We start from the raw sequence: 20,657 nt of genomic DNA, 5'->3' as shown, positions 1-20,657 counted from the left end.
ATGTCCCATAACTAAAGGGGGCAATCTCGCCTACAACATACAGTTTACATGAAGTGTAAGACACAATAAACTTTGTGTTGTAAGCGAAGACAGACCCTTTTGGGACATCCTTATTTTTTAATGAAATTAGCCTTTTAATTTATCACGTAAGACCATTTGTAAGATCCCGCCATGACGGTAATAGTCAATTTCAACTTCAGAGTCAAAACGAACGAGTACTTCAAATTCTTTTTTGTTTCCAGTTTCATCAGTAGCTGTAACTTTTACGATATCACGTGGTTTTACAGATTCATCAATTTGTACATCGATTGCTTCTTTACCAGTTAATCCAAGTGTTTCAGCATTTTCTCCCGCTTTGAATTGAAGCGGTAGAACACCCATTAACACTAAGTTAGAACGGTGAATACGTTCAAAGCTTTCAGCGATAACTGTTTTGATGCCTAGAAGGTTTGTACCTTTAGCTGCCCAGTCACGTGAGCTTCCCATTCCGTAGTCTTTACCGGCTAAGATAGCAAGACCTGTACCATCTGCTTTATATTTCATACAAGCATCATAGATTGCCATAACATCGCCAGTTGGCCAGTAAGTTGTGAATCCACCTTCTGTACCAGGAGCAACTTGGTTACGGATACGAATGTTTGCGAATGTTCCGCGCATCATGACTTCATGGTTACCACGACGTGAACCATATGAGTTGAAATCACGTGGTTTTACGCCATTTTCGCGCAAGTAAATACCAGCAGGTGTATCTTTACCAATTGCGCCTGCAGGAGAAATATGGTCCGTTGTAACTGAATCACCGAATTTACCTACAATACGTAAACTAGAAAGCGCGTCAACAGTACCTGGTTCAGGTGACATTCCTTCAAAGAATGGCGGATTTTGAATATATGTTGAAGTTGTATCAAACGTATACAACGCTTCATTGCTTGTTTGAATTTCATTCCAGCGTTCGTTGTCGTTGAATACTGTTTCATATTCTTTACGGAATAATTCTGGTGTTACTGTAGCTTTAACAACAGCATTTACTTCATCTTGAGAAGGCCAAATATCTTTTAAGTAAACATCATGACCATCTTGGTCCTTACCTAATGAATCGTTTTGTAGATCGAAATCCACTGTCCCAGCTAAAGCATATGCTACGACTAGTGTTGGAGAAGCAAGGTAATTCGCTTTCACCAATGGATGGATACGTCCTTCAAAGTTACGGTTACCGGAAAGTACAGACGTTACGAGAAGATCGCCTTTAGCAATTGCCGCTTCGATTTCATCAGCAAGTGGACCTGAGTTCCCAATACATGTTGTACAGCCGTAACCAACTATGTTGAAGCCTAATTGATCCAAATAAGTCTGAAGACCTGCATCACGCAGGTACCCAGTAACAACTTTAGACCCTGGTGCTAATGATGTTTTTACATAATCAGGTACAGTCAAGCCTTTTTCTACTGCCTTTTTCGCGATTAAACCAGCGCCAAGCATAACATACGGGTTAGACGTATTTGTACAGCTTGTAATTGCAGCGATTGCAATTGCACCAGTTTTCATTTTTGACTCATGTCCGTCTGTGAATTTCACAGTTACTTCTTTGTCAATTTCAGAAGATTCCAATCCAAAGCCTTGGTTCCCCATAGGTGCATTAAGCGCTTCTTTGAATGATTGCTGCATTTGTGAAAGTGGAATCAAATCTTGTGGACGTTTAGGACCAGAAAGATTCGGTTCAATGTCAGATAATTTAAGCTCGATCACATCTGTGTAAACTGGATCTTCTTTGTCAGGTGTATAGAACATTCCATTTGCTTTGGAATATGTTTCAACTACTTGAATAAGAGTTTCGTCACGGCCGGTCAAACGAAGATAGTCAATTGCTTCTTCATCAACTGGGAAGAAACCGCAAGTAGCACCATATTCTGGAGCCATGTTAGCGATTGTTGCACGGTCAGCTAATGGAAGGTTGGGTACTCCAGGACCGAAGAATTCAACAAATTTACCAACAACACCATGTTTACGAAGCACTTGTGTCACTTTTAACGCAAGGTCAGTAGCTGTTGTTCCGTTTGGAAGTTCACCTATAAGCTTCACTCCAACAACCTCAGGTACTGGGAAGTATGAAGGTTGGCCAAGCATGCCTGCCTCTGCTTCAATCCCACCTACACCCCATCCAAGAACTCCAATACCATTAATCATTGTTGTGTGAGAATCTGTACCAAACACAGAGTCTGGATATACTTCTAAGTCACCAGTTGGTGTGTCAACTGATTGTACGACATTAGCTAAGTACTCAAGGTTAACTTGGTGAACAATCCCAGTTGCCGGCGGAACCGCACGATAGTTGTTGAATGATTTTTGAGCCCAACTAAGGAATTGGTAACGCTCAGCATTTCTTTCAAACTCAAGATCCATATTAACTGCAAGTGAATCTAATGTACCTGCTTTATCTACTTGTACAGAGTGGTCTATAACTAAATCAACTGGAATTTCAGGATTGATTTTATCAGGATCTTCTCCAAGAGCAGCCATTGCACCACGTAAAGATGCAAGATCAACCACAGCCGGTACTCCTGTAAAATCCTGTAGAATAACACGTGCAGGTTTGAATGGTACATCAATGTCTTTTAATTCGCTAGTCCCCCACTTAGCTAAATTATCGACATGTTCTTTTGTAATAACTCTGCCATCTACTTGGCGCAGTACCGCTTCAAGCAGAACTTTAATGGAATATGGAAGACGAGAAACGTTTCCAACTCCTGCTTTCTCAAGCGCTTCCAAATTATAATAATTATAGCGCTTTCCATCGATTTCAAAAGAAGAGCGTGATTGATAAACATCATTTTTTGTCATCAGAATATTACCCCCTATAAGACTTTACGAAAAACATTTGAACATAAAAAGTGAAACGTGGTGTGTAAGAATTTCCACATCACCATGTTCTTCTTACTACTATATAAAAAAACCCCTTTTTTGTCGAAAAGTTTGAATCTTCTCCCATCAAAACTTTTCTTACAAACTAATAGTAATATAGAAATGAGTATAAGTAAATAACAAGTAAGTTATTGTTTTTGATAAGTTTTACTTATACTTATCACCTTCACGAACTTTCATTTCCTTATTATATATAACTTTTTTTACATTTACTCTTTATGGTAATTAGCTTTTTCGCCATAACTTTTCATATTCTTTCGGAAGGTTAGTGGTCATTTTGGTGGTCAACCATGTGGTCAAACTTTGTCTTTTGGTGGTCACTTATACTGCATTCCCGATTTCCTTTAAAACGTTTAGAAGCATGGGCATAATTTGAACGAGGATATAACCTAATCCCGCATTTTGAATTCCGCTCCATACCCTTTCACTTTTGCCTAACATAAAGAAAAAACAGGTGCCAACAATGATAACTGAACATACAGGAAAACTTAGCGCGACCATTAGATCCACTAAAGGATCCAAAGCATGTGCAATTGTCTCTTAATGTCTTTTCTCCAATGTATTGTGTGGCTCCGACCGGAATTGTTTCTGGACCTGACGCAAAGGCACATAAAGGCGATAAAAGGAAAGGCACCGATATCGTAGCAGCTGCTCTCAAAGGTATAAAAAAGTAACACCAACTTTGTCAAAGCCTTCTGTGTCCAACCAACCGCTATAGCTAATACTACTAGGATTAACACTTACCGCATTATGTGCCTGCACCATTTTTTGATATCGTCCTTGAATGTCAACACGCTGCATGATACCCCTCTTTTCTAGAGTGGTAGGTAGAGGATTGTTTTCGCCTGTTAATACCATCGATCCGTCTGTTTTTTCGTGTTGTGGTAAAAGAATTTCTCTTCCAAATAACAGTGCATATAAAAGCGCCTTTTTAATTTTCCCCATAATAAGCCTCCTTTTTAAGATGAGGGCATAAAAAATACACCTCGTGGGTGTTTTGTTTATTGCACATAATCTTCCTAAAGTGTATAAAAAGTCGCCATTATTAAACGGCAACTTTTTATAATTAATTACCCCTACATCCTTCGCATTTGAAATAAATAACTGAAGTCCATCTAAATATTTGGTAGCAAGTTCTATTACATCCTCTTCCCCAGTCCAATCAGAAAATTTATATTGTAAACTTCTAGTTGGAGATAGAGGAGCTTTACTAGCACTTTGTTTGTCCGAATCATCCAAGCTGTCATATGATTTTTCTTCTGTAACATTACCATCATTGTCTATTACCGTAATAGTCACCGCTGACCTTATTCTAATTGTTGCATATATATCTAAATTGACTTGCCGGAATGTCTCTAGCGGAATTGTATGGATATTAGGATCTCTTTGTTCTTTGAAAAAACGTAAGACTGAATTATTAGAGATCATTCTGTTATATTCTCTTAATTTCTCATTGTTCTTAGCATATTCATATGAATATTGTAGAATGCTACGTGCTACTGTTAAAAATGCACTCAAATCATAATTAAATTGTTCAAACAATTCATTTTGAAATTTATTAACCATCCCATAAAAAAATACTCAGCTTCTTTAAGCTTTTTTTCCTGATCCGACATCATAAACACTCCTGAATGTTTCTTGCTCTTCCTCATCACGACCAACGACTATGACATCACCATCAAGGATAATCCCGTAGCATTGTTTCTATTAGTTTGATATTGCTGGCAGCTTCTTTCATTGAGACCCTCCCGTGGTAAAATGTAAGTGGGTGGACTGGGAGAAATCTCAGTCTTTATTTATTTGTTTCTAACATTTCCTTGTAATAAAATATAAGCTCAGAATCTTTCATTCTGGCATAAAAGGCTTTATCATAATCCCCTTTCATTACAAGCCATTCGATATAAAATTCACGTTCGTTTTGACGCATCGATAAAACCTCCTTCATGTAGGTGTAGCAGATAAATTCAAGCGTAATAGATTAGGTATAGGGCAAGGCGCTTAGTCATACATGAAAATCGACCAGTGAGCCTCGCTCTTTTTTTACGACTTTTATAAAACCTTAATCATTTATTCACGTCTACCCAGTAAGATAAATCACATCAAGATCACCCCGTTATTTCGTCCGGCAAATGCCGGATTTTTTTGTGTTTTACGAAGATACAGTAAATCTGCTTCTCTTTACACCCCCATATCTCTGGTATTTAGAGAGTAAATTCTATCCTTAAGTATATTTTTTTCATTTTTATCCAGTCTATAATAATCGGAGGTGATTTTAATGAACAACCCAAATCCTAAAAAAGAAACACGTGTAAAAAAAGAACTGCAACAAAGTATTGATGAAGTCGGTCTTGATGCAGATGAACAAGCTATGAATGGATTATATGGAATGCCAGAAACTGATTTTGAGAATAGTCAAAACGATTAAGTATTAAGCAATCTAAAATGTGTAGGAGGTGAAAATATTTGTCACATCAAACGGATAGAATTAAGAAACAAAAAACTAAATCATTAATAGATAATCGTCAAGGTTCAGGTTCAAAATATCACACAGAGCATGCTGGTCATGTTGAAGGATACGGTCAGCCACACCCAGTTAATGGCGGAAGTAATTCTACTAAAAACAAAGGTTAATCCCAATTCTTTTAAGAGTGAACAAATTTTAGTTCACTCTTTTTTACAGTTTAGTCGAACTGCACACTAGAGTTTAAATCCAATTCCTTTTCTGTTAAAATTTAGAAAATGAGGGGTGGAGATGAAAGCTAATACTAAATCTTATTTAATAATCCTTATATCATTAGCCTTTGGCGCACTAGGCTACTTCTTATTCATGAAAGTATTCTTACCAAATATGATGTAACTAACCTTAGTAATTATCTAAGGTTTTTTTTATGGTTTGTGTCTAAAGTTTAGTCGAACTGTGCATATTTAGATTTATTAACTTATCGATTTCCTCTCTTTCAAAAGTTGAATTAAAAGCACTTTCTATTCAACTTTTCTAGTAATATAATTAAACGGAAAGGAGGCAATAAGAATGAAACATAATTCTATGCACCAATGGCATAAAGAGCATAATAAACGGGTAGCAGAATTTCACAAAAAACATGCTGCTCAAGTAGCTAATGGAGAAAACGGAAACGGTTGGTTAGCCACGCTCGAAACGTCTTTTTTTAATAAAGTACTTGTTCCTCTTAAAGTTGTGAAATAACATCTTTTTTTCTGCTCCTGTTCTTTGAGGAGCAGTTATTTTTTGATTTTATATAAATACTTTGTGACACAGTATGTGTCAAATATGAAACTGACTGTGCAATTAAACTTCTAACTTAATCCCCATCACAATATAATTATCAACCTGAGCATAATCAGTGATGTATGTCACTCTTACACTTGTCCGTCTACCAGTGTAATTATTTGTATTTGGATCCCATTCATTTAAAATCAATTTATCCCCTACATAAAAAGGTCTTTCTTTTTTTCTAATTTCAAACGTTTTATCACCATCATTTACTGCCTGAAAATACTCTGGCCATATTTTTAATCCATGTGTAAAAAAACACAAAATTCCTCACTCCTTCGTTGTTCCATGTCATTACTACACATCGTTTTCTTACTATGTCACATGATCATTTACATTTATCGATTCTTTAATATCTGCTCTACATTCAATTTTTTGCTTCTATTTATGCTACGGATACATACCTGTTTTTTTGAATAAATCACTAATGGTTAGGCATTATAAATAGGAATCATATAAATATAAGGAGAATGATAACCCATGTATTTTTATAAGGAAGATTTAATCAATATGATTGTTCCAGATAAACCCGATCCTCATGCCGCGAAAGTCCTTCAAGAAGCTCTAGGCGGACAATTCGGTGAAATGAGAACGATGATGCAATACTCTTTCCAGAGTGCCAATTTCAGAGGGAAAGCAAAGCCTTACCGTGACCTCATTAGAGGAGTATTTCTAGAGGAACTCAGTCATATAGAACTCGTTCAATCCACCATCAATCAATTACTAAATGATACAGGTGGAACGAATCCTGGAAATCAGGCAAATGACGGAGCTCCTTTAAATGAAGCGATTCAGGGTGGAGCTAATCCTCATCACTTTATTATTGGTGCAAAAGCTTCACTTCCTGTAGATGCAGGCGGCAATCCATGGAATGGATCTTGGGTATATGACCATGGGAACTTAGCAGCGAACCTTCTAAATAATGTTGTTCTTGAATCAACTGGAGTGCTTCAAAAATCAAGAATTTACGAAATGAGCAGTAATAAAACATTAAGAGAAACAATTGCTTTTTTAATTGTTCGTGATAATGCCCACCAAAATGCATTTGCTAAAGCATTGGAAACATTAGGAGTGGATTGGGGTAAATTATTCCCGATTCCTAATTACGATTTGAATAAATATCCTGAGTGTCGCAAATATGTTGAGATGGGTTTCCATAATGCACAGTTCAACTTCAGGTTGGATGATACACTTATAGGTGAAATATTCCAAGGTACTACTCCGAGTAGAAATGGGGGAGACCTCCAAGTTACAGAACCACCGAAAGGATATCCAGTACCTGAAATGCCTGAAATGCCTAATGAACATGCCCCAGGTCTTTTTGATTTAAATAATTAGATTATAATTTACTTAATTTACATCTATCATTTGCGCCCTCTTTTTTGGGCGCTTTTTCATTTGTAGATTGGAACGAACAAGCTTCAATTGTTTCGAAATATTTCTAGTCCCATTTTCCCCTTTCAAAGTACCTGAAATTGCACCCCCATTTATAGGTATTTCAAAACGGCAATTCCTGAGGCAACCTATTCTGCAACTCATCAAACCACTGTCTGTCCTCCGTATCCAGGGCGAAATCCATCATGGAATATAGATCATCCTCTTCAAGCGAAGAGTCATAGAGTGCAACACGATCGAAAATCAACCCACACCTTAGAATTGATTTCTGTATCAATAGGAGTCCTTGTAAAACGAACGTGATATTGCCCCCTTCTTATTGCCGTATTTAGTAGCCATTATTCCACCTTCAAATCCATTTTTAGTTGATCTTTAGGAGCCTTATTATCGATTTTATTTATCTTAGTTGCACAAACAGAACCAATGCTTTTAGTGATGCTTTTTGCACTTTTTAATGGACGGTTACATACGGGACAATTCATGACCTCACCGCCGATGCTTTAGCAAACTCAATTTTCAATTCCTCGTAAGTTAGTAGATCGATAGATAAACTGGTATGGGAATGATGAATACCCATATCTTTTAGCCTAGATAAGACAAAATTCCGTTTCATTTCATTTTGAGATTGAACAGCTTGGTAAAGTAATCCCATCAAGCACCCTTCCTTTCCAACTATGGATTTATTTTCTGAAACATCTGGTCCATTTTACGTTTACGATCTTCCAATTCTTTAATGTTAACTGGCTCATTTGACTCAACAGCTGAATTTTTTTGCAGCCATTCAGGCACAACCTCAATCCTCGCTGAACCCCTTCTATATGGAGTAACCTTGTTCTGTTTCTGAACCTGTTTCTCTTTAAATTCAAGCTGATAGGCCTCGACTTCAGATGTCTTTTTAAACCCTTTGTCAAACCAATCTGTTAAGATGGCTTCAACATATCTCTACGTCTTTTTACCCTGTTCTGTTGAACGCTTCATGGCCAATACAACTAGTTCATCCGAAAGGTCTGCACACCAGAAAGATATCTTTTCATTTATATAACTACCTATCATTCCAAAGCCATTCTCTTCATAGAACCGAAATGGATTCTCTTGTGGAACTGGACTTACATCTACAGGTTCATCTATCACAAAGGGTTCTACGTATTCCTGGTCCTCTTCTTCTACACCTATCTCAGGTTGAGCAATCTCTGGTGGCTCCCAAGATGTAATAGTAAGACCATTTATAGAGGCTATTCAAAAATTCCGGTAAAAATAGCTGTCGAATTTCTTCGTCGCTCTGTCTCTTCGGTCCTCACGTATTTTTGTATACGCGCAGGTCTAGGGACGATCGCTCCTCGAACTTCTCGGCTCTTTTTATCCTCCTTTTTGAACACTCACTTATATTAATCACTTCCACGAACTTTCATTTATTACATAACATTTCATATGTATGCCCTAGTCTAATTAGTTTCCCAACATAACTTTTTATATTTTATCGGAGGGTTAGTGTGTAAGCGAATGGTCAAATTTTTTATTTTTGTGGTCAGGTTGTTTCGGGTGAAAAACTTAGTTCTTTTCATCCGGTAAGATAGAGACATGAAGATAATAACCCATTTTTTTATGAGCTCTCTTATTTATCCAGAAAATGACGGACTCTTTTGTTTTTTGACTATTTATATAATTTAGTCTTTAATTCTAATCTAGTATGGTAAATTGAGTAAATCACTGCTATCTTATATAAACAGACTACTATTCTTACAGAGAGGTGTATTTATGAGTACAACACTCGAAAAATTACAAACTGAAATCACGTTTGAAGCACAAAAAGGGTTTCCATTATTGTTATCTGGCGCAATTGTCTTTTTATTTTTCACCTTTATGCCCTTAGTTTTTTCAATGGACATTGTCCATTTAATTTGGATTTTTGGTTTAGGCGCCATTTTTCCTTTTGGAATCCTAATTAGTAAAATTCTTCGTGTTAATCTATTTGCTACTGGCAACCCTTTAGGTACTTTAGCAGGGATAGTTGCAGCTCCACAAGCTTTTTACATACCTGTGTTTATAATGGTGTATATGCATATACCTGACTATCTCCCTTTCACAATCGGGTTACTAGCAGGTTCTCATTTTCTACCTTACATGTGGATTTATAAAAGCAGAGCTTATTTATTTGTTACATTAGGCACCTGTCTTTCCTCTCTAATCTTAGGTGGGCTCCTTGTTAGTCAAGCATTCATTCTTGTGCCTTTAGCAATTTCTATTGTGTATGGTATAGGTGTTCTTTTAATTCTTAGAGAACTTAAAACCAATCTAGTTGAATCACCCTTTAATAGACGATCAAATCATTGACTCTCTGCTATTTTATAAAATGAAGAAGTGCCAAATTAACGAGCACTTCTTCATTCCTTTTTTAATCTAGATCATCTTCCTCTTCGACTTTTATAATCCGTCCTGTTTTTGCATTTATTTCTATTTCATAGATTCTATTTTGGGTTGTCAAAACAAATATCTCATATACCAAAACTCCATGTTCCATATCCATATCAACATGTAAAACTTGCCCAGGTACTCGTTTTAAAGCAATGTCTTGTGCTTGTTGCATCGTTAATCCTTGCCTATACATAGGTGGTTGTTGATAATAACCATTTTCGTACATCGGAAATATCTCCCTTATATATTATTTATTTCAATTCACCCTATGAATTAGGCAAGATAATCGTGCATGAAAAGATATAAGTACTAAATGGTAAAATCCCTTAATCTTAACCCAGTGAAAAACACTATGGTATGGGAAATTGCTTCACAACTTTTTCTTTAAATCGGGAGAGTTTGATTCCCTAATTCTAGTTTTTCAATTCCCTTTATCAATATTAATGTCTACATAGAAATCCTATTTATAACCAAAACTATACTTGGAGGTGACCTTCATGACTAAACGTAAAGCGGACAATATTATTCGGTTGAATGCAGCTAGGGCAAAAGGGAATAATGCAGAATATATCGAAGAATTTTCTCAACCTTTGACAGAAGAACAAAAACAAAATAATAAAAAACGGAAGAAAAACCAGTAATAGTAAAACCGCCAGTGACACGTTCAACTGGCGGTTCTTTTGTATGAAGGACATAAGGGACGGGGGCTTCGCGACTTAATAATCTACTTGGTAGATTATTAAGAAAGTACTTCAAAATCCGGCTCCGCACCGCCACCATTGTGATTAGGTGAGTGTAGCATGCTACATGTGGTAAATGGTCGCGTTTTAACGCCATATTCGTTTTGTATCATGATTGTTCAACATCTTCGATCATACTTTGAAGATCCTCTTGGTACCGCTGTAGTTGCTCCCTCTGATGCTCTGAGGCAACCTGTAGCGCACTTTGAATTTGTTGATAAGCTTCATCCATTTCTTGTTTCACATGTTTAAGCTGACTACCATACTCAGGTCCGTCTTTAACAATTTCATACATCGTTTCCTGCACTTGCTTAAAGCTTTGGTCGGCCTCTTGAAATGCTCGCCTTTTATCTTGTTTATCTAGCAATTTTGCCCACTCCTTTTTAGAAAACATCGAATTGTGATGTATGAGTAGGTTTTACCTATTGACAAAGTTTATACGATAAATAGAAAGTGATTCCGTGCATATTCTAAAAAATACTGCTCATCATAAATGGTAAGAGGAGGGATAGAAAATGAACAAAAACGATGGAAAAGATATTAGGAAAAATGCTCCCAAAGGCGATAATCCAGGACAGCCTGCACCTTTAAGTGGATCGCATAAAGTAAAAAACAGAAATCACAGCCGCCAAAAACACAACTCTAGTCACGATATGTAAGCTCAAAAATAACAGCTAGTCCAAAAGTATCTGATCTCACACTCTATATGCAGTTTATAAAGTTATCTTTTTACAATTCGAGCTATATATAGAACGTGTGAGGTCTGACTCTTTGTCTATTTGTTGTATATAATAAGCTCGCTCACTATACCCCCGACTACTTCGCCATATTCTCTTTTATCAAAAAATCTGATTTTGCAAATGGTTCAAAGCTCTACCAAGTATCAAACATTTAGCAGACTTAGCCTTTCTACTGATTGTGTCCCAATTTGCATGTTGGTTTCTGAAATTAACTTAATAATTGAAACAATCATATCATCTTGATTCAGTTTGACCTGTTTTGGTAGCCCTTCTTTCTTGTCAACTAACACTAGCTTGAAAATTGAAATACTGTTCTGCTTCCTTTCTGTGTGGCAATGACTTCGAGACGTGCGTCAATTCGTTCTTTTAGCTCAGGCACGTGAGAAATGATTCCAACGAGACGACCGCTGCTTTGGATATCCATCAATGTTTCAATCGCGTGTTCTAAAGATTCCGGATCAAGTGTGCCGAAGCCTTCATCAATAAACATCGTTTCCAATGAAATACCACCTGCATTTTGTTGCACAACATCCGCTAAACCAAGAGCTAAGGCTAATGCGGCTTTGAAGCTTTCCCCCCCTGATAATGTCTTTACATGCCTTTCTTGCCCCGTATATTGGTCATACACAGACAGCTCTAATCCACTTTGAATATTTCTTCTAGTCGGATCGACTTTCCGTAATAATTGATATCGTCCACTTGTCATCTTTACTAGTCTTGTATTTGCTTCTTTTAAAATATCATCTAAAAAAGCGGCAAGGACATATCGTTCAAATGTAATGCGAAACGGGTTTTGTCCTTTGGAGATTTCATGGAGGTGACCAATAACCGCATATTTTTCATCCAATTCTTTTTGTTCTTCAATAATTGCAAGAATTTTCTCTTGAATGACGATATTCTGTTCTTTCGATGTAAAGATGAAATTATACAATTTGCGATGTTGTTCCAAATCTTCATCAATCGTTTGCACAGTTTTCTGTAAGCTAACTAAGTCGGGTTTAGCAATATCTTTTAACTTCAATTCAAGATCGTGATGAAGGCCAGTTACTGTATGATATTGTTTATCATATTCCTGAACTTGATTTTCTAACCCCTTTAATTCCGATTCTGTTTTTTTCGAAGCTGTATACTGTCCGTACGACTCGAATCCCTGATTTTTCAAATCATCTTTGAATTGAAGTCGTTCTTTATCAAGCTCAAGTTTTACTGTTTCCAACTGCTTACCAATCGAAGTTCGATTGGTTTGTATGATCGTCACTTGCTCTAACGCTGTTTGCAGAGCTGTTTGAGTGCTTTCAAATGCCTGTTGCATTATTTTTTGTTGCGTTATGGCATTGTTCAATGCATTCTCATACCCTTGTGGGGTTCGAATCGCATCAGGTACTGCTTCTTTTAAGGAAGCAAGTTTGGCATTTTCCTCTAAATATGCTATACGAGAAGTATCTTCACTTTTTTTCAAGTCTACCGAGCGCTGTTTCAGTTTCGCTTTACTCTCTTTTAAGGTAAAGAGTTTTTCTGTAATTTGCCCGAGTTGTGCTTTTTTATCAGCGAGCATCATTAAACGACGTTCCAATTCTCTTTTATTGGCTTTACAATCCTTTTCAAATTCGCCTAGGTTGTTAAAGTCAATTTCAGGGGCTCGTTCTTTTACTTCTGCTGCTCTTTCATTGTATGTGTCTTGGATTGAGTCATATTGTGATTTAACTTGATAATATTCTGTTTCTGATTGTACTTTTTTCTGTTCCGCAGCTTGTACAAGAATCGTTTGTCGGTCGATATCGGCTTCATTTGGCATATCTTCTTGAAAGTGAGCAGGATTGGGATGTTTTTCCCCACCACATACAGGACAAGCTTCACCAGAAATGAGCATTTGCGCTAATATACCCGCTTGGCTTTCACGCCATTTTTTGTTTAATAATTCCAGTCCCAACTTTTCCTTTTCAAGTTTGCTACTTGAATTAGCCAGACTAATTTGATTGCGATCTACTGCTTGTTTTACTTGATTCATTGTTTTCGTAACTTCAATAAGTTTCGTTATTCTAAACAGAACCTGATCGTTGAGATCCGATTGCCTCTCCAATTCGGCAAATTTTATGGCCGCTTGTTCACATTCTTGTTTTATTATGTGCGTAGCTTCTTCTTCTTTTTCAATCGTAATGAGATCATTTTCTGCCGTATTTTTTTGGATGGCCATTTGCTGCCATTGCTTTTCCAAATGAGTCGTCTTTTGAATTTGATTAGCTAGGTTTTCAACTGACTCCTTCAACAGCTGTAGGTTATAAACAACTACTGCTGCTTCCTCTCGCTTGCCTGCTTTAGCTAATTCTTCTTCATATTGAATTTGCAAATTCTTTTTCTTTTCTTCACTTTGTATAAGCTTCTTTTCTAATTGCTCGTGATTTGCTTGTAATTCTTTCACTTGATTACCGATTCTTAAATAAAATTGTTCTTGTTTCTCTGCCGCAGCTGCTTTATAAGCGTTGGAAATTTGAATTTTCACTTGATCAATTTCAATTTTTACAGCTTCTAATTTTTCTTTTTCAATCGTTAATTTTTCCAAATTTAAAAATTGTTTAATTTGTTCTTCTGCACGAAATAAGTCTTCCTTAAGAGAATCACGAGCTTTTTGTTTCTGATCGATGACGGTTTGCAGTTGCAATAAACGGGATTCGTCATGTGAAATCTGTTGTTCTAGTAGTGGTAGTACCTTTTGCTCAGTTGGTTCATCTTGATTAAGTTCTATTATCAGCTCTTCATTATCGCTTGCTGCAATTTCATTCATATAACGAATTCTGTCAAGCCTGCTTTTCTCACTTAACTTTTTTAATTCAGACGCTTCTTCTTTCAACTTATCTTCAATCGTTTTATATAATTCTGTATGAAATAGTCTTTGAAGAATCTGTTCCTTTTCCTTACTTTCCGAAGTTAACAGCTTTCGGAATTCACCTTGTGGTATCATTAGGATTTGACGGAATTGATTGGCATCAATTCCGATAATGGTCTTGATCTTTTCATCCACCTCACGAACATTCGCACCAAGCAATTTCTTCTCATCGTTCGATTGGACTTCATATAACTCTGCTTTCGCCGTAACCGTTGTCGTGCCCTCACCTGACTTCTTTTTCCGTTCTTGCTGTGGTGAACGCCAAATATAATACAATTTTCCACGGAGCATAAATTCCAAACTTACTTCTGTCAATTGATCATCTGCTGCAAATTGACTCCTTAGCTCCTGTCCATTTCGATCTTCGCCACTTGCCTTTCCATAGATTGCATAGCTAATTCCATCAAAAATGGTCGTCTTACCAGCTCCTGTTTTTCCGGAAATCACAAACATTGTGCGATTTCCAAGCTGTGAAAAGTCAATGATTTCATTCCCTGCATATGGTCCAAATGCCTGCATCATTAATCGAAGTGGTCTCATCTCAATACACCTTCTCTTTTCACGTTGTCAATAACGGAAGCCATAATATCTCGCTTTTTTTGATCAAAATGACGATCTGTCATTTCCGCATAAAATGTTTCAAATAAATCTAATTCTGATTTTTTTTCATCCTTAATGGATGAGAACGATTCTTTTCGACGAAGGTCGAGCAAATCCCATTTTCTTTCTAAATGAAGGACATTTGGATACACTTTACGAAGCCGATTAATCGGATCAATAATTGCGCCTTCATCTAGTAGTGTAATTTTCAAATAATCTTCCGTTTTTTGAAATTGATAAAAAGTAGAATCAAGTAGCTCCTCCATATAACCCTCTATCTCTCGCATATCTTTTTTCGGGGAAAGTGAGCGATACCTTAAATCAAAGCTACCATTCTCGTTCATTTCAACAATGGAAATGGATTTATTTTGCTTTGCTTCTGAAAATGAATATTTCATTAACGAACCTGAATACCGAATCTTAGGATGATTGAGCGCATCCGGACTATGTAAATGACCAAGTGCCGTATAGTCGAATGCATTAAAAACTTCCGCTGAAACACAACCCGATCCTCCAACGGACAGAACTCGCTCGGAATCCGTCGTTTTTCCGCCTAAGACAAAGGCATGTCCGACCAAAATATTCGGTTCATTTGGATTAATATTTTGTTCTATTTTCGACGTAATAGCGGCCATTGCATCTTGATGAGATGTGATTCGATCATCTTGCAGTACTTGACGTACAACACCTGGCTCCACATATGGAACACAGTAAAAATTAACGCCGTTCACCTGAACTGGCATTAAATCCTTATTAAATTTCCCTTGGATAAAAAGATTACTCTGACGATACCAAGACGATCCAAAGGATAACCGTTCTGCACTGTCATGATTACCCGAAATCGCAATAATTGGTTTCTTCATTTTCACATTAATTGTATAAAGAATTTCATCAAGTAATTCTACGGCTTCAGTAGGTGGTACAGAACGATCGTATAAGTCACCTGCAATAACTATTGCATCTGGATTTTCTTCTTCAATGACATCTACTAGCTGCCAAAGCATATGCTCCTGATCTTCTGTCAAATGTACACCATGAACAATTTTACCTAGGTGCCAGTCTGCTGTATGAATAAATTTCATGAAATCACTCCGTTCCTCATCGTACTTCCATTATACCAAAACTCGTAAATAGTTGGTCACACCACATTTTACATATCGTTAACTCGAAGAATTTACTAAATATATACTGAACGACTCTGCACTAAAGTGTGGAGATTCTTCGTAGTCGGACTAAACCGACTGAAAGGCAAGTTAAAGCTTTGTGTGGAAAATAAAAAAAGCAGACAGCCTGTAAACTGTCCGCTTCACTATGTTCAGCTAAATAAATGCTCATATGGATTCATGTTAATTTGACGTTCTGTTAATTTTTTTCTTAAAAATTTATGATCTCGTTTAGGTGTAGCGATAATATAGCCCCGAACAACTAGATCCTGGGTAATTGTTTGCGACTTTTCTTTTAATGCCAATTCTCCAATTTTACCAGCAATTTTCTGTCTACCTACATCTCTAAACAGTTCAGGTATCGGACTTACTAAATCTTCGAGTAATTCTTTCTGTTCACTTGTCCACAAATGAGTAGTTTGACTTACATAATATTCTTCCCAATCCATATCAGATTTTCCATCTTCTTTAGGAAAACGTTTAAGAAATTTTCGGAACATGAAAAATCCACCAATACCCATTAATGTGATCAAAATGACCGTCCATGCAAGGATAAACCATAAAAACCAACCTTCAAGCACGTCATTCACCTCGAATTTTCCAAATATTTAATACTATTTATTATAGACACTTTGCTAAATCTTGACAAGTAGTACCACAGATTAACTCTATGAATTTCTACTATGCTTTAGCCACTTTATTAAAGTTTCATCCATAACTTGTCTTTGTAGAGAAGTATGAAGCCCACTAAAAAAAGCGGTTAGCAATAGTTGCTACCGCTTTTTACATTCATTATTTTTATACTTTTACGATTTTACTGCTTCCAAAGTGTTCATTATGAATTTTACGATATTGAAGATACATGCTAATCCGCCAAGGTACAATCATTGCAAATGCAAGAAGAAAGAACATACCACCTAACTGACCAACATCGATTGAGGAACTTAATAGCCATTTAGCCACCAACCGGACAATAAGCAATCCGATAAGAATAAAAGCAAACGCCTTTGATCGCTTAATATAAATCTCGTTGTTCCGAACTTCAAAACTTGAGGTTTTTATAAGGAAAATAGAAAATACCATCCCTACCAACACAGATTCAAGCACCTCTAACCCAGTTAATCGGAACATCGGAAACATAAACATAAGAGCCCCTGTACTCATAAAAATCGGGGGTAAAATAATTTTCTTCAAGTTAACTGGCTTTTTCGCTGCCTTTAAACGAACAATAAGTACAGTGATGGCCATAAACAGCGCCACAGCTGATGATATATAAATCATAACCCATTCATTCCTTTTATTTAATAAGGTATGTTACTTGTGACCTTATTATATCCTACTACAAAAAATTATCAAAAGTTCTTTCACAAAGAGGCTAATTCTATTAGGTATCGCAGGAAATCATTTAATTATTCACCCTACTAATCGCTTCTACCACTCGATTTTCATCAAATGGCTTTACAATGAAATCCTTTGCACCGGCTTCAATTGCCTCAACAACCATCTTTTGCTGACCCATGGCTGAGCACATGATTATTTTTGCCTGTGGAAATTCCTTTTTTATTTCCTTCACTGCATCTATGCCACTCATTACTGGCATAGTTATGTCCATAGTCACGATGTCTGGATGTAATTGACGGTATAGTTCAATTGCTTCTTCCCCGTTTTCACCTTCGCCGACCACTATATGATTTGCTTTATTTAATATATTTAAAAGGGTCATTCTCATAAACTTTGCATCATCAATTACTAATATTCTAGCCATTCCTTTTAACCCTCCCAAATCATGCAACAAGTAAAAATAATACTGAACAGAATTCAGCAACATGCTTAGTCTAATTAATTAATACGTATTCTTATAGGCTACCGTAATCTCATAAGATATTCAAACAATTCACTCACCAGAATTTACTATTTCATTTATTAATGGATTGTTATGTAAAATACATATTAGAAACCTTGAAAACCACCGGTAATATTTGTGAAAATAATGATAATTTTCGTCATCCAATCAAAGAAGAGCACAATCCCCATAAGAATCATGATGTATCCACCCGCTTTAACAATACGGTGGTTATGTTTTTTTATCCACTTCATTTTACCGATGAAGAAAGACAAAATTAAGAACGGAATCGCAAAACCTAGAATATAAGCAATCATATACAGCATCGCCGAATTTGGGTTGTTGACGCCCATTGCTAAAACAGCTGTTAAAATAGGACCTGTACACGGGGTCCATCCTGCAGCAAATGCTAAACCAATTAATGCGGAACCTATGTACCCACTTGGACGGTTTTTGAATTCAATTCGTTTATTTTTCATTAGGAATTCAAAATTGAATATCCCGACAATTACTAAACCAAAAAAGATAATAATGATAGCACCAATTTGACGGATTAAATCTTGATAATTTTCAAAAAACTCACCAAGAAAGGAAGTAGTAAAACCTAAAGCGATAAATATTAGAGAAAAACCCAATAAGAAAAATAATGTGTGAAATAAGCTTCTCTTCTGCAGCATAGCGTTCTCTGTTTTAAGTTCATTGACACTCATCCCTGTAATATACGATAAAAAGGCTGGATAAAGTGGCAAACAACAAGGAGAAATAAAACTTAGAAACCCCGCACCAAAGGCTAATAATATGCTAACGTCACTCAAGCATGTCAACTCCTATGAAAAGCAATTTACCTTCATTCTACCAAATGCACTAAGAAAAAGATATTTACTGAATTGTGAACATATAAAAATATGAATAAGTGTTTGAATTTATTTCCACAAGCTTGTATAATTAATATTGTAAGTATCATACATATTTAGGGACAAGATTACATCAGGTATAAACACCTCTCTATTAATGTTTAGAAAGGACTAGCAGTTATGACCCGATTAGAATTTCTCGAGCTTATCGAAATAAAACGCAATGAGCTCATTAAAATCGTTTCTAAAAACGGTCTTAATTCTCAAATAACGATCGTATACAGTCAAGAATTGGACATTCTGCTAAATCAATATAACCAATTGTTCCTAAAACAAATTGGTTAGCATAAGCAGTTAATCATTCAAACCATACAACCCGCCTTGTATGATTTCTCAAGATGGGTTTAAAATATCTTAAAAAAGCTGTTCATAAAGTCAGTGGGAAATTTTCATGTACGAAGGATCAGAAACAAGGAAAACCAGTCTTTCACTCGATCGAACAGCTCATTCATTCGGGAAGGGGAAATCGAGCTCTTTTCTTCCTATAGTAAGGGGCACTGTCTACTAGCAGTGACCTCTATTTGTCTTGCGTAAAAGCTGTAGACTGAGCAGTTACAAATTTTTAACTGTTTGTATCCCTACCTTTTGTTTATCATGTTTTTAGATGTGAATCCCTTTGCTTGGCAACGGTATAAATATTTCTCAATAATTTCTTCTAGCAACAAACAAAAAACCACCTTTATCTGCTTTATTTTTCAACAGAAAAGGTGGTTTCGGATTAAAGTAATGAAAGATAAATCAGAAAAAAGACAAATTACTAATGAAAGATTCACTCTCCTACATTTTGTAGGAGAAGAACTTGTATAATAATCGTAATCAAACGAGCTGTGAACGTAAGAGCCACAAGGAATTATTTATTTTACCTGTTTGTTCATTGCGCTCATCATTTGATTGATTTTCTTCTGAGATGGTTTTTGCCCCATTTGCATCATCATCATTTTAAGCATTTGTTCATTAATCGGCGGATTTTTCTTTAGGTAGCTCATCATATATTTTCTAGCGATGAAAAAGCCAAGTGCTACACCGGCGATTAAAGCCAAAACTGCGGCTAAAATTATTTGCCAAAGCATATTATTTCCTCCTTCATGTTGTCTACTATAAGTGTACTAGACCAATCGTTATTATACAATACTCCACATCGTCATGTCCTCTATTTATCCATATTTTCTTTCTTTTATCGGTTTTAACCAGCCGTAACGTTTATTCTCAAAATCAAAGGCCAGAAAGCTCGCCTCACATTTACGGATGCATTCAAAAAAAGTAGTTTCCGCATCAAAATCGCCTTCAGCTTTTAACATAATGGAATGTTCGTAAATATATACGGTAGCTTTACTGTTACTCTTTGTTTTTAAATAATATACCCCATTTTGGGTTAAATACCCTTGTTTACGTTGTAAACTTTGTTCTAATGAAAAATGAACGTTGCTAGTAGGTATTTTTTTTGTAATATATTCGATTTGTTTTTGCAAAATATCCTTATGCCAGTCAGATGATTGAATATACTCCAAAAACAAATTGAAAAAAATCTTCTCTCTACCAAAATAATGTCGGGCAAACTCATCTTCGATTAAATAGATTTGATAACTTCTCATTTAACTGCCTCCTAACATTCTTTTCTTTATTATATTCTTGAAAGCGAAAAAGATATGTTGTTTGATGGAGAAAAAAGCTTGTTTTTTTGTCGAAATCATTATTTTTCCATATACCATTACAAATATAGTATTTCCCCCCATAAAAAAGTGATTATACTTAATT

At 36.1% G+C, this 20,657-nt stretch carries 25 protein-coding genes; 8 read left to right on the top strand and 17 right to left on the bottom strand.

The genetic code is table 11. From position 1 onward, the window contains the following. Nucleotides 1-126: 126 nt before the first annotated feature. From acnA to AC1MGI_RS13480, 3 genes are all read right to left on the bottom strand, one after another. Nucleotides 127-2,838 (bottom strand): aconitate hydratase AcnA, encoded by a 2,712-nt coding sequence (acnA, locus tag AC1MGI_RS13490; protein WP_480345701.1) that lies wholly within the window; start codon nt 2,836-2,838, stop codon nt 127-129. 735 nt (nt 2,839-3,573) lie between these two features. After that, entirely contained in the window at nt 3,574-4,485 is a 912-nt protein-coding gene (locus AC1MGI_RS13485) for a hypothetical protein (protein ID WP_480345700.1), read from the bottom strand. Between the two features lie 226 nt (nt 4,486-4,711). Continuing rightward, nucleotides 4,712-4,846: a hypothetical protein gene (locus AC1MGI_RS13480; protein WP_480345699.1), complete on the bottom strand. Its 135-nt coding sequence runs from the start codon at nt 4,844-4,846 to the stop codon at nt 4,712-4,714. A 348-nt stretch (nt 4,847-5,194) separates the two neighbouring features. Here AC1MGI_RS13480 and AC1MGI_RS13475 point away from each other — a divergent pair, with 348 nt between their 5' ends. From AC1MGI_RS13475 to AC1MGI_RS13465, 3 genes are all read left to right on the top strand, one after another. Then, the gene (locus tag AC1MGI_RS13475) at nt 5,195-5,344 is read left to right on the top strand and encodes a DUF4021 domain-containing protein (protein WP_480345698.1); all 150 of its coding nucleotides are present in this window, start codon (nt 5,195-5,197) and stop codon (nt 5,342-5,344) included. Nucleotides 5,345-5,382: 38 nt separating this feature from the next. Beyond that, nucleotides 5,383-5,550, top strand: coding sequence for a hypothetical protein (locus AC1MGI_RS13470; RefSeq protein WP_480345697.1), 168 nt, complete (start codon nt 5,383-5,385; stop codon nt 5,548-5,550). A gap of 400 nt (nt 5,551-5,950) precedes the next feature. Then, nucleotides 5,951-6,124: a hypothetical protein gene (locus tag AC1MGI_RS13465; protein ID WP_480345696.1), complete on the top strand. Its 174-nt coding sequence runs from the start codon at nt 5,951-5,953 to the stop codon at nt 6,122-6,124. A 102-nt stretch (nt 6,125-6,226) separates the two neighbouring features. Here AC1MGI_RS13465 and AC1MGI_RS13460 read toward each other — a convergent pair whose 3' ends face one another. Then, nucleotides 6,227-6,475 (bottom strand): ASCH/PUA domain-containing protein, encoded by a 249-nt coding sequence (locus AC1MGI_RS13460; protein ID WP_480345695.1) that lies wholly within the window; start codon nt 6,473-6,475, stop codon nt 6,227-6,229. A gap of 216 nt (nt 6,476-6,691) precedes the next feature. Here AC1MGI_RS13460 and AC1MGI_RS13455 point away from each other — a divergent pair, with 216 nt between their 5' ends. Then, complete coding sequence (locus AC1MGI_RS13455) at nt 6,692-7,549, top strand: manganese catalase family protein (protein ID WP_480345694.1); 858 nt, start codon at nt 6,692-6,694, stop codon at nt 7,547-7,549. Nucleotides 7,550-7,944: 395 nt separating this feature from the next. On the opposite strand, the gene AC1MGI_RS13450 is transcribed toward AC1MGI_RS13455, so the two are convergent. The 3 genes from AC1MGI_RS13450 to AC1MGI_RS13440 form a co-directional block, all read right to left on the bottom strand. Next, on the bottom strand, nt 7,945-8,088 hold the full coding sequence (locus AC1MGI_RS13450) for a DUF6011 domain-containing protein (RefSeq protein ID WP_480345693.1): 144 nt from the start codon (nt 8,086-8,088) through the stop codon (nt 7,945-7,947). After that, nucleotides 8,085-8,258 (bottom strand): hypothetical protein, encoded by a 174-nt coding sequence (locus AC1MGI_RS13445; RefSeq protein WP_480345692.1) that lies wholly within the window; start codon nt 8,256-8,258, stop codon nt 8,085-8,087. Before AC1MGI_RS13445 ends, AC1MGI_RS13450 begins: the two co-directional genes overlap by 4 nt. Before the next feature lie 290 nt (nt 8,259-8,548). Then, on the bottom strand, nt 8,549-8,737 hold the full coding sequence (locus tag AC1MGI_RS13440) for a DnaD domain protein (protein ID WP_480345691.1): 189 nt from the start codon (nt 8,735-8,737) through the stop codon (nt 8,549-8,551). 624 nt (nt 8,738-9,361) lie between these two features. Here AC1MGI_RS13440 and AC1MGI_RS13435 point away from each other — a divergent pair. Next, the gene (locus tag AC1MGI_RS13435; protein WP_480345690.1) at nt 9,362-9,937 is read left to right on the top strand and encodes a DUF7010 family protein; all 576 of its coding nucleotides are present in this window, start codon (nt 9,362-9,364) and stop codon (nt 9,935-9,937) included. A 61-nt stretch (nt 9,938-9,998) separates the two neighbouring features. Here AC1MGI_RS13435 and AC1MGI_RS13430 read toward each other — a convergent pair whose 3' ends face one another. After that, nucleotides 9,999-10,244: a PepSY domain-containing protein gene (locus tag AC1MGI_RS13430; RefSeq protein WP_480345689.1), complete on the bottom strand. Its 246-nt coding sequence runs from the start codon at nt 10,242-10,244 to the stop codon at nt 9,999-10,001. Nucleotides 10,245-10,515: 271 nt separating this feature from the next. Here AC1MGI_RS13430 and sspO point away from each other — a divergent pair, with 271 nt between their 5' ends. Next, on the top strand, nt 10,516-10,659 hold the full coding sequence (sspO, locus tag AC1MGI_RS13425; protein ID WP_062180501.1) for a small acid-soluble spore protein O: 144 nt from the start codon (nt 10,516-10,518) through the stop codon (nt 10,657-10,659). A gap of 208 nt (nt 10,660-10,867) precedes the next feature. On the opposite strand, the gene AC1MGI_RS13420 is transcribed toward sspO, so the two are convergent. Further along, the gene (locus AC1MGI_RS13420; protein WP_403073592.1) at nt 10,868-11,125 is read right to left on the bottom strand and encodes a hypothetical protein; all 258 of its coding nucleotides are present in this window, start codon (nt 11,123-11,125) and stop codon (nt 10,868-10,870) included. Between the two features lie 148 nt (nt 11,126-11,273). On the opposite strand from AC1MGI_RS13420, the gene AC1MGI_RS13415 reads away from it, so the two are divergent. Continuing rightward, a complete protein-coding gene (locus AC1MGI_RS13415) occupies nt 11,274-11,417 on the top strand; it encodes a small acid-soluble spore protein P (RefSeq protein ID WP_082190999.1) in 144 nt (47 codons plus the stop codon). A 370-nt stretch (nt 11,418-11,787) separates the two neighbouring features. Here AC1MGI_RS13415 and AC1MGI_RS13410 read toward each other — a convergent pair whose 3' ends face one another. The 6 genes from AC1MGI_RS13410 to AC1MGI_RS13385 form a co-directional block, all read right to left on the bottom strand. Then, entirely contained in the window at nt 11,788-14,922 is a 3,135-nt protein-coding gene (locus AC1MGI_RS13410) for an AAA family ATPase (RefSeq protein WP_480345688.1), read from the bottom strand. Further along, nucleotides 14,919-16,064 (bottom strand): exonuclease SbcCD subunit D, encoded by a 1,146-nt coding sequence (locus tag AC1MGI_RS13405; protein ID WP_480345687.1) that lies wholly within the window; start codon nt 16,062-16,064, stop codon nt 14,919-14,921. The genes AC1MGI_RS13410 and AC1MGI_RS13405 overlap by 4 nt, the downstream gene beginning before the upstream one ends. Before the next feature lie 233 nt (nt 16,065-16,297). Next, nucleotides 16,298-16,726, bottom strand: coding sequence for a DUF2621 domain-containing protein (locus AC1MGI_RS13400; RefSeq protein WP_062180511.1), 429 nt, complete (start codon nt 16,724-16,726; stop codon nt 16,298-16,300). A 217-nt stretch (nt 16,727-16,943) separates the two neighbouring features. Continuing rightward, the gene (locus AC1MGI_RS13395; RefSeq protein WP_480345686.1) at nt 16,944-17,426 is read right to left on the bottom strand and encodes a CcdC family protein; all 483 of its coding nucleotides are present in this window, start codon (nt 17,424-17,426) and stop codon (nt 16,944-16,946) included. A 124-nt stretch (nt 17,427-17,550) separates the two neighbouring features. Further along, on the bottom strand, nt 17,551-17,910 hold the full coding sequence (locus tag AC1MGI_RS13390; RefSeq protein ID WP_480345685.1) for a response regulator: 360 nt from the start codon (nt 17,908-17,910) through the stop codon (nt 17,551-17,553). A 185-nt stretch (nt 17,911-18,095) separates the two neighbouring features. Continuing rightward, nucleotides 18,096-18,803, bottom strand: coding sequence for a cytochrome c biogenesis protein CcdA (locus AC1MGI_RS13385; RefSeq protein ID WP_062180522.1), 708 nt, complete (start codon nt 18,801-18,803; stop codon nt 18,096-18,098). A gap of 219 nt (nt 18,804-19,022) precedes the next feature. On the opposite strand from AC1MGI_RS13385, the gene AC1MGI_RS13380 reads away from it, so the two are divergent. Continuing rightward, nucleotides 19,023-19,187, top strand: a complete 165-nt coding sequence (locus AC1MGI_RS13380) for an aspartyl-phosphate phosphatase Spo0E family protein (protein ID WP_049681008.1) — start codon at nt 19,023-19,025, stop codon at nt 19,185-19,187. A gap of 569 nt (nt 19,188-19,756) precedes the next feature. Here AC1MGI_RS13380 and AC1MGI_RS13375 read toward each other — a convergent pair. Continuing rightward, nucleotides 19,757-19,972 carry a YneF family protein gene (locus AC1MGI_RS13375; protein WP_062180526.1) on the bottom strand — a complete coding sequence of 72 codons (216 nt, stop codon included), beginning with the start codon at nt 19,970-19,972 and terminating at the stop codon, nt 19,757-19,759. A gap of 84 nt (nt 19,973-20,056) precedes the next feature. Next, nucleotides 20,057-20,494, bottom strand: coding sequence for a sporulation inhibitor of replication protein SirA (sirA, locus tag AC1MGI_RS13370; protein ID WP_480345684.1), 438 nt, complete (start codon nt 20,492-20,494; stop codon nt 20,057-20,059). Between the last annotated feature and the right edge of the window lie 163 nt (nt 20,495-20,657).

It is taken from the genome of Peribacillus sp. BM1 (assembly GCF_056679975.1).
This window is presented reverse-complemented; position numbering and strand designations above follow the sequence as displayed.

Excerpts from the sequence above, each read along its gene's own strand:
- AC1MGI_RS13485 (WP_480345700.1), bottom strand. The coding sequence starts at position 4,485 with ATGGTTAATAAATTTCAAAATGAATTGTTTGAACAATTTAATTATGAT.
- AC1MGI_RS13450 (WP_480345693.1), bottom strand. The coding sequence starts at position 8,088 with ATGAATTGTCCCGTATGTAACCGTCCATTAAAAAGTGCAAAAAGCATC.
- sirA (WP_480345684.1), bottom strand. The coding sequence starts at position 20,494 with ATGAGAAGTTATCAAATCTATTTAATCGAAGATGAGTTTGCCCGACAT.
- sspO (WP_062180501.1), top strand. The coding sequence starts at position 10,516 with ATGACTAAACGTAAAGCGGACAATATTATTCGGTTGAATGCAGCTAGG.
- AC1MGI_RS13480 (WP_480345699.1), bottom strand. The coding sequence starts at position 4,846 with ATGCGTCAAAACGAACGTGAATTTTATATCGAATGGCTTGTAATGAAA.
- AC1MGI_RS13390 (WP_480345685.1), bottom strand. The coding sequence starts at position 17,910 with ATGGCTAGAATATTAGTAATTGATGATGCAAAGTTTATGAGAATGACC.
- AC1MGI_RS13395 (WP_480345686.1), bottom strand. The coding sequence starts at position 17,426 with ATGATTTATATATCATCAGCTGTGGCGCTGTTTATGGCCATCACTGTA.
- AC1MGI_RS13405 (WP_480345687.1), bottom strand. The coding sequence starts at position 16,064 with ATGAAATTTATTCATACAGCAGACTGGCACCTAGGTAAAATTGTTCAT.
- AC1MGI_RS13475 (WP_480345698.1), top strand. The coding sequence starts at position 5,195 with ATGAACAACCCAAATCCTAAAAAAGAAACACGTGTAAAAAAAGAACTG.
- AC1MGI_RS13380 (WP_049681008.1), top strand. The coding sequence starts at position 19,023 with ATGACCCGATTAGAATTTCTCGAGCTTATCGAAATAAAACGCAATGAG.
- acnA (WP_480345701.1), bottom strand. The coding sequence starts at position 2,838 with ATGACAAAAAATGATGTTTATCAATCACGCTCTTCTTTTGAAATCGAT.
- AC1MGI_RS13410 (WP_480345688.1), bottom strand. The coding sequence starts at position 14,922 with ATGAGACCACTTCGATTAATGATGCAGGCATTTGGACCATATGCAGGG.
- AC1MGI_RS13375 (WP_062180526.1), bottom strand. The coding sequence starts at position 19,972 with ATGCTTTGGCAAATAATTTTAGCCGCAGTTTTGGCTTTAATCGCCGGT.
- AC1MGI_RS13445 (WP_480345692.1), bottom strand. The coding sequence starts at position 8,258 with ATGGGATTACTTTACCAAGCTGTTCAATCTCAAAATGAAATGAAACGG.
- AC1MGI_RS13465 (WP_480345696.1), top strand. The coding sequence starts at position 5,951 with ATGAAACATAATTCTATGCACCAATGGCATAAAGAGCATAATAAACGG.
- AC1MGI_RS13430 (WP_480345689.1), bottom strand. The coding sequence starts at position 10,244 with ATGTACGAAAATGGTTATTATCAACAACCACCTATGTATAGGCAAGGA.
- AC1MGI_RS13415 (WP_082190999.1), top strand. The coding sequence starts at position 11,274 with ATGAACAAAAACGATGGAAAAGATATTAGGAAAAATGCTCCCAAAGGC.
- AC1MGI_RS13435 (WP_480345690.1), top strand. The coding sequence starts at position 9,362 with ATGAGTACAACACTCGAAAAATTACAAACTGAAATCACGTTTGAAGCA.
- AC1MGI_RS13455 (WP_480345694.1), top strand. The coding sequence starts at position 6,692 with ATGTATTTTTATAAGGAAGATTTAATCAATATGATTGTTCCAGATAAA.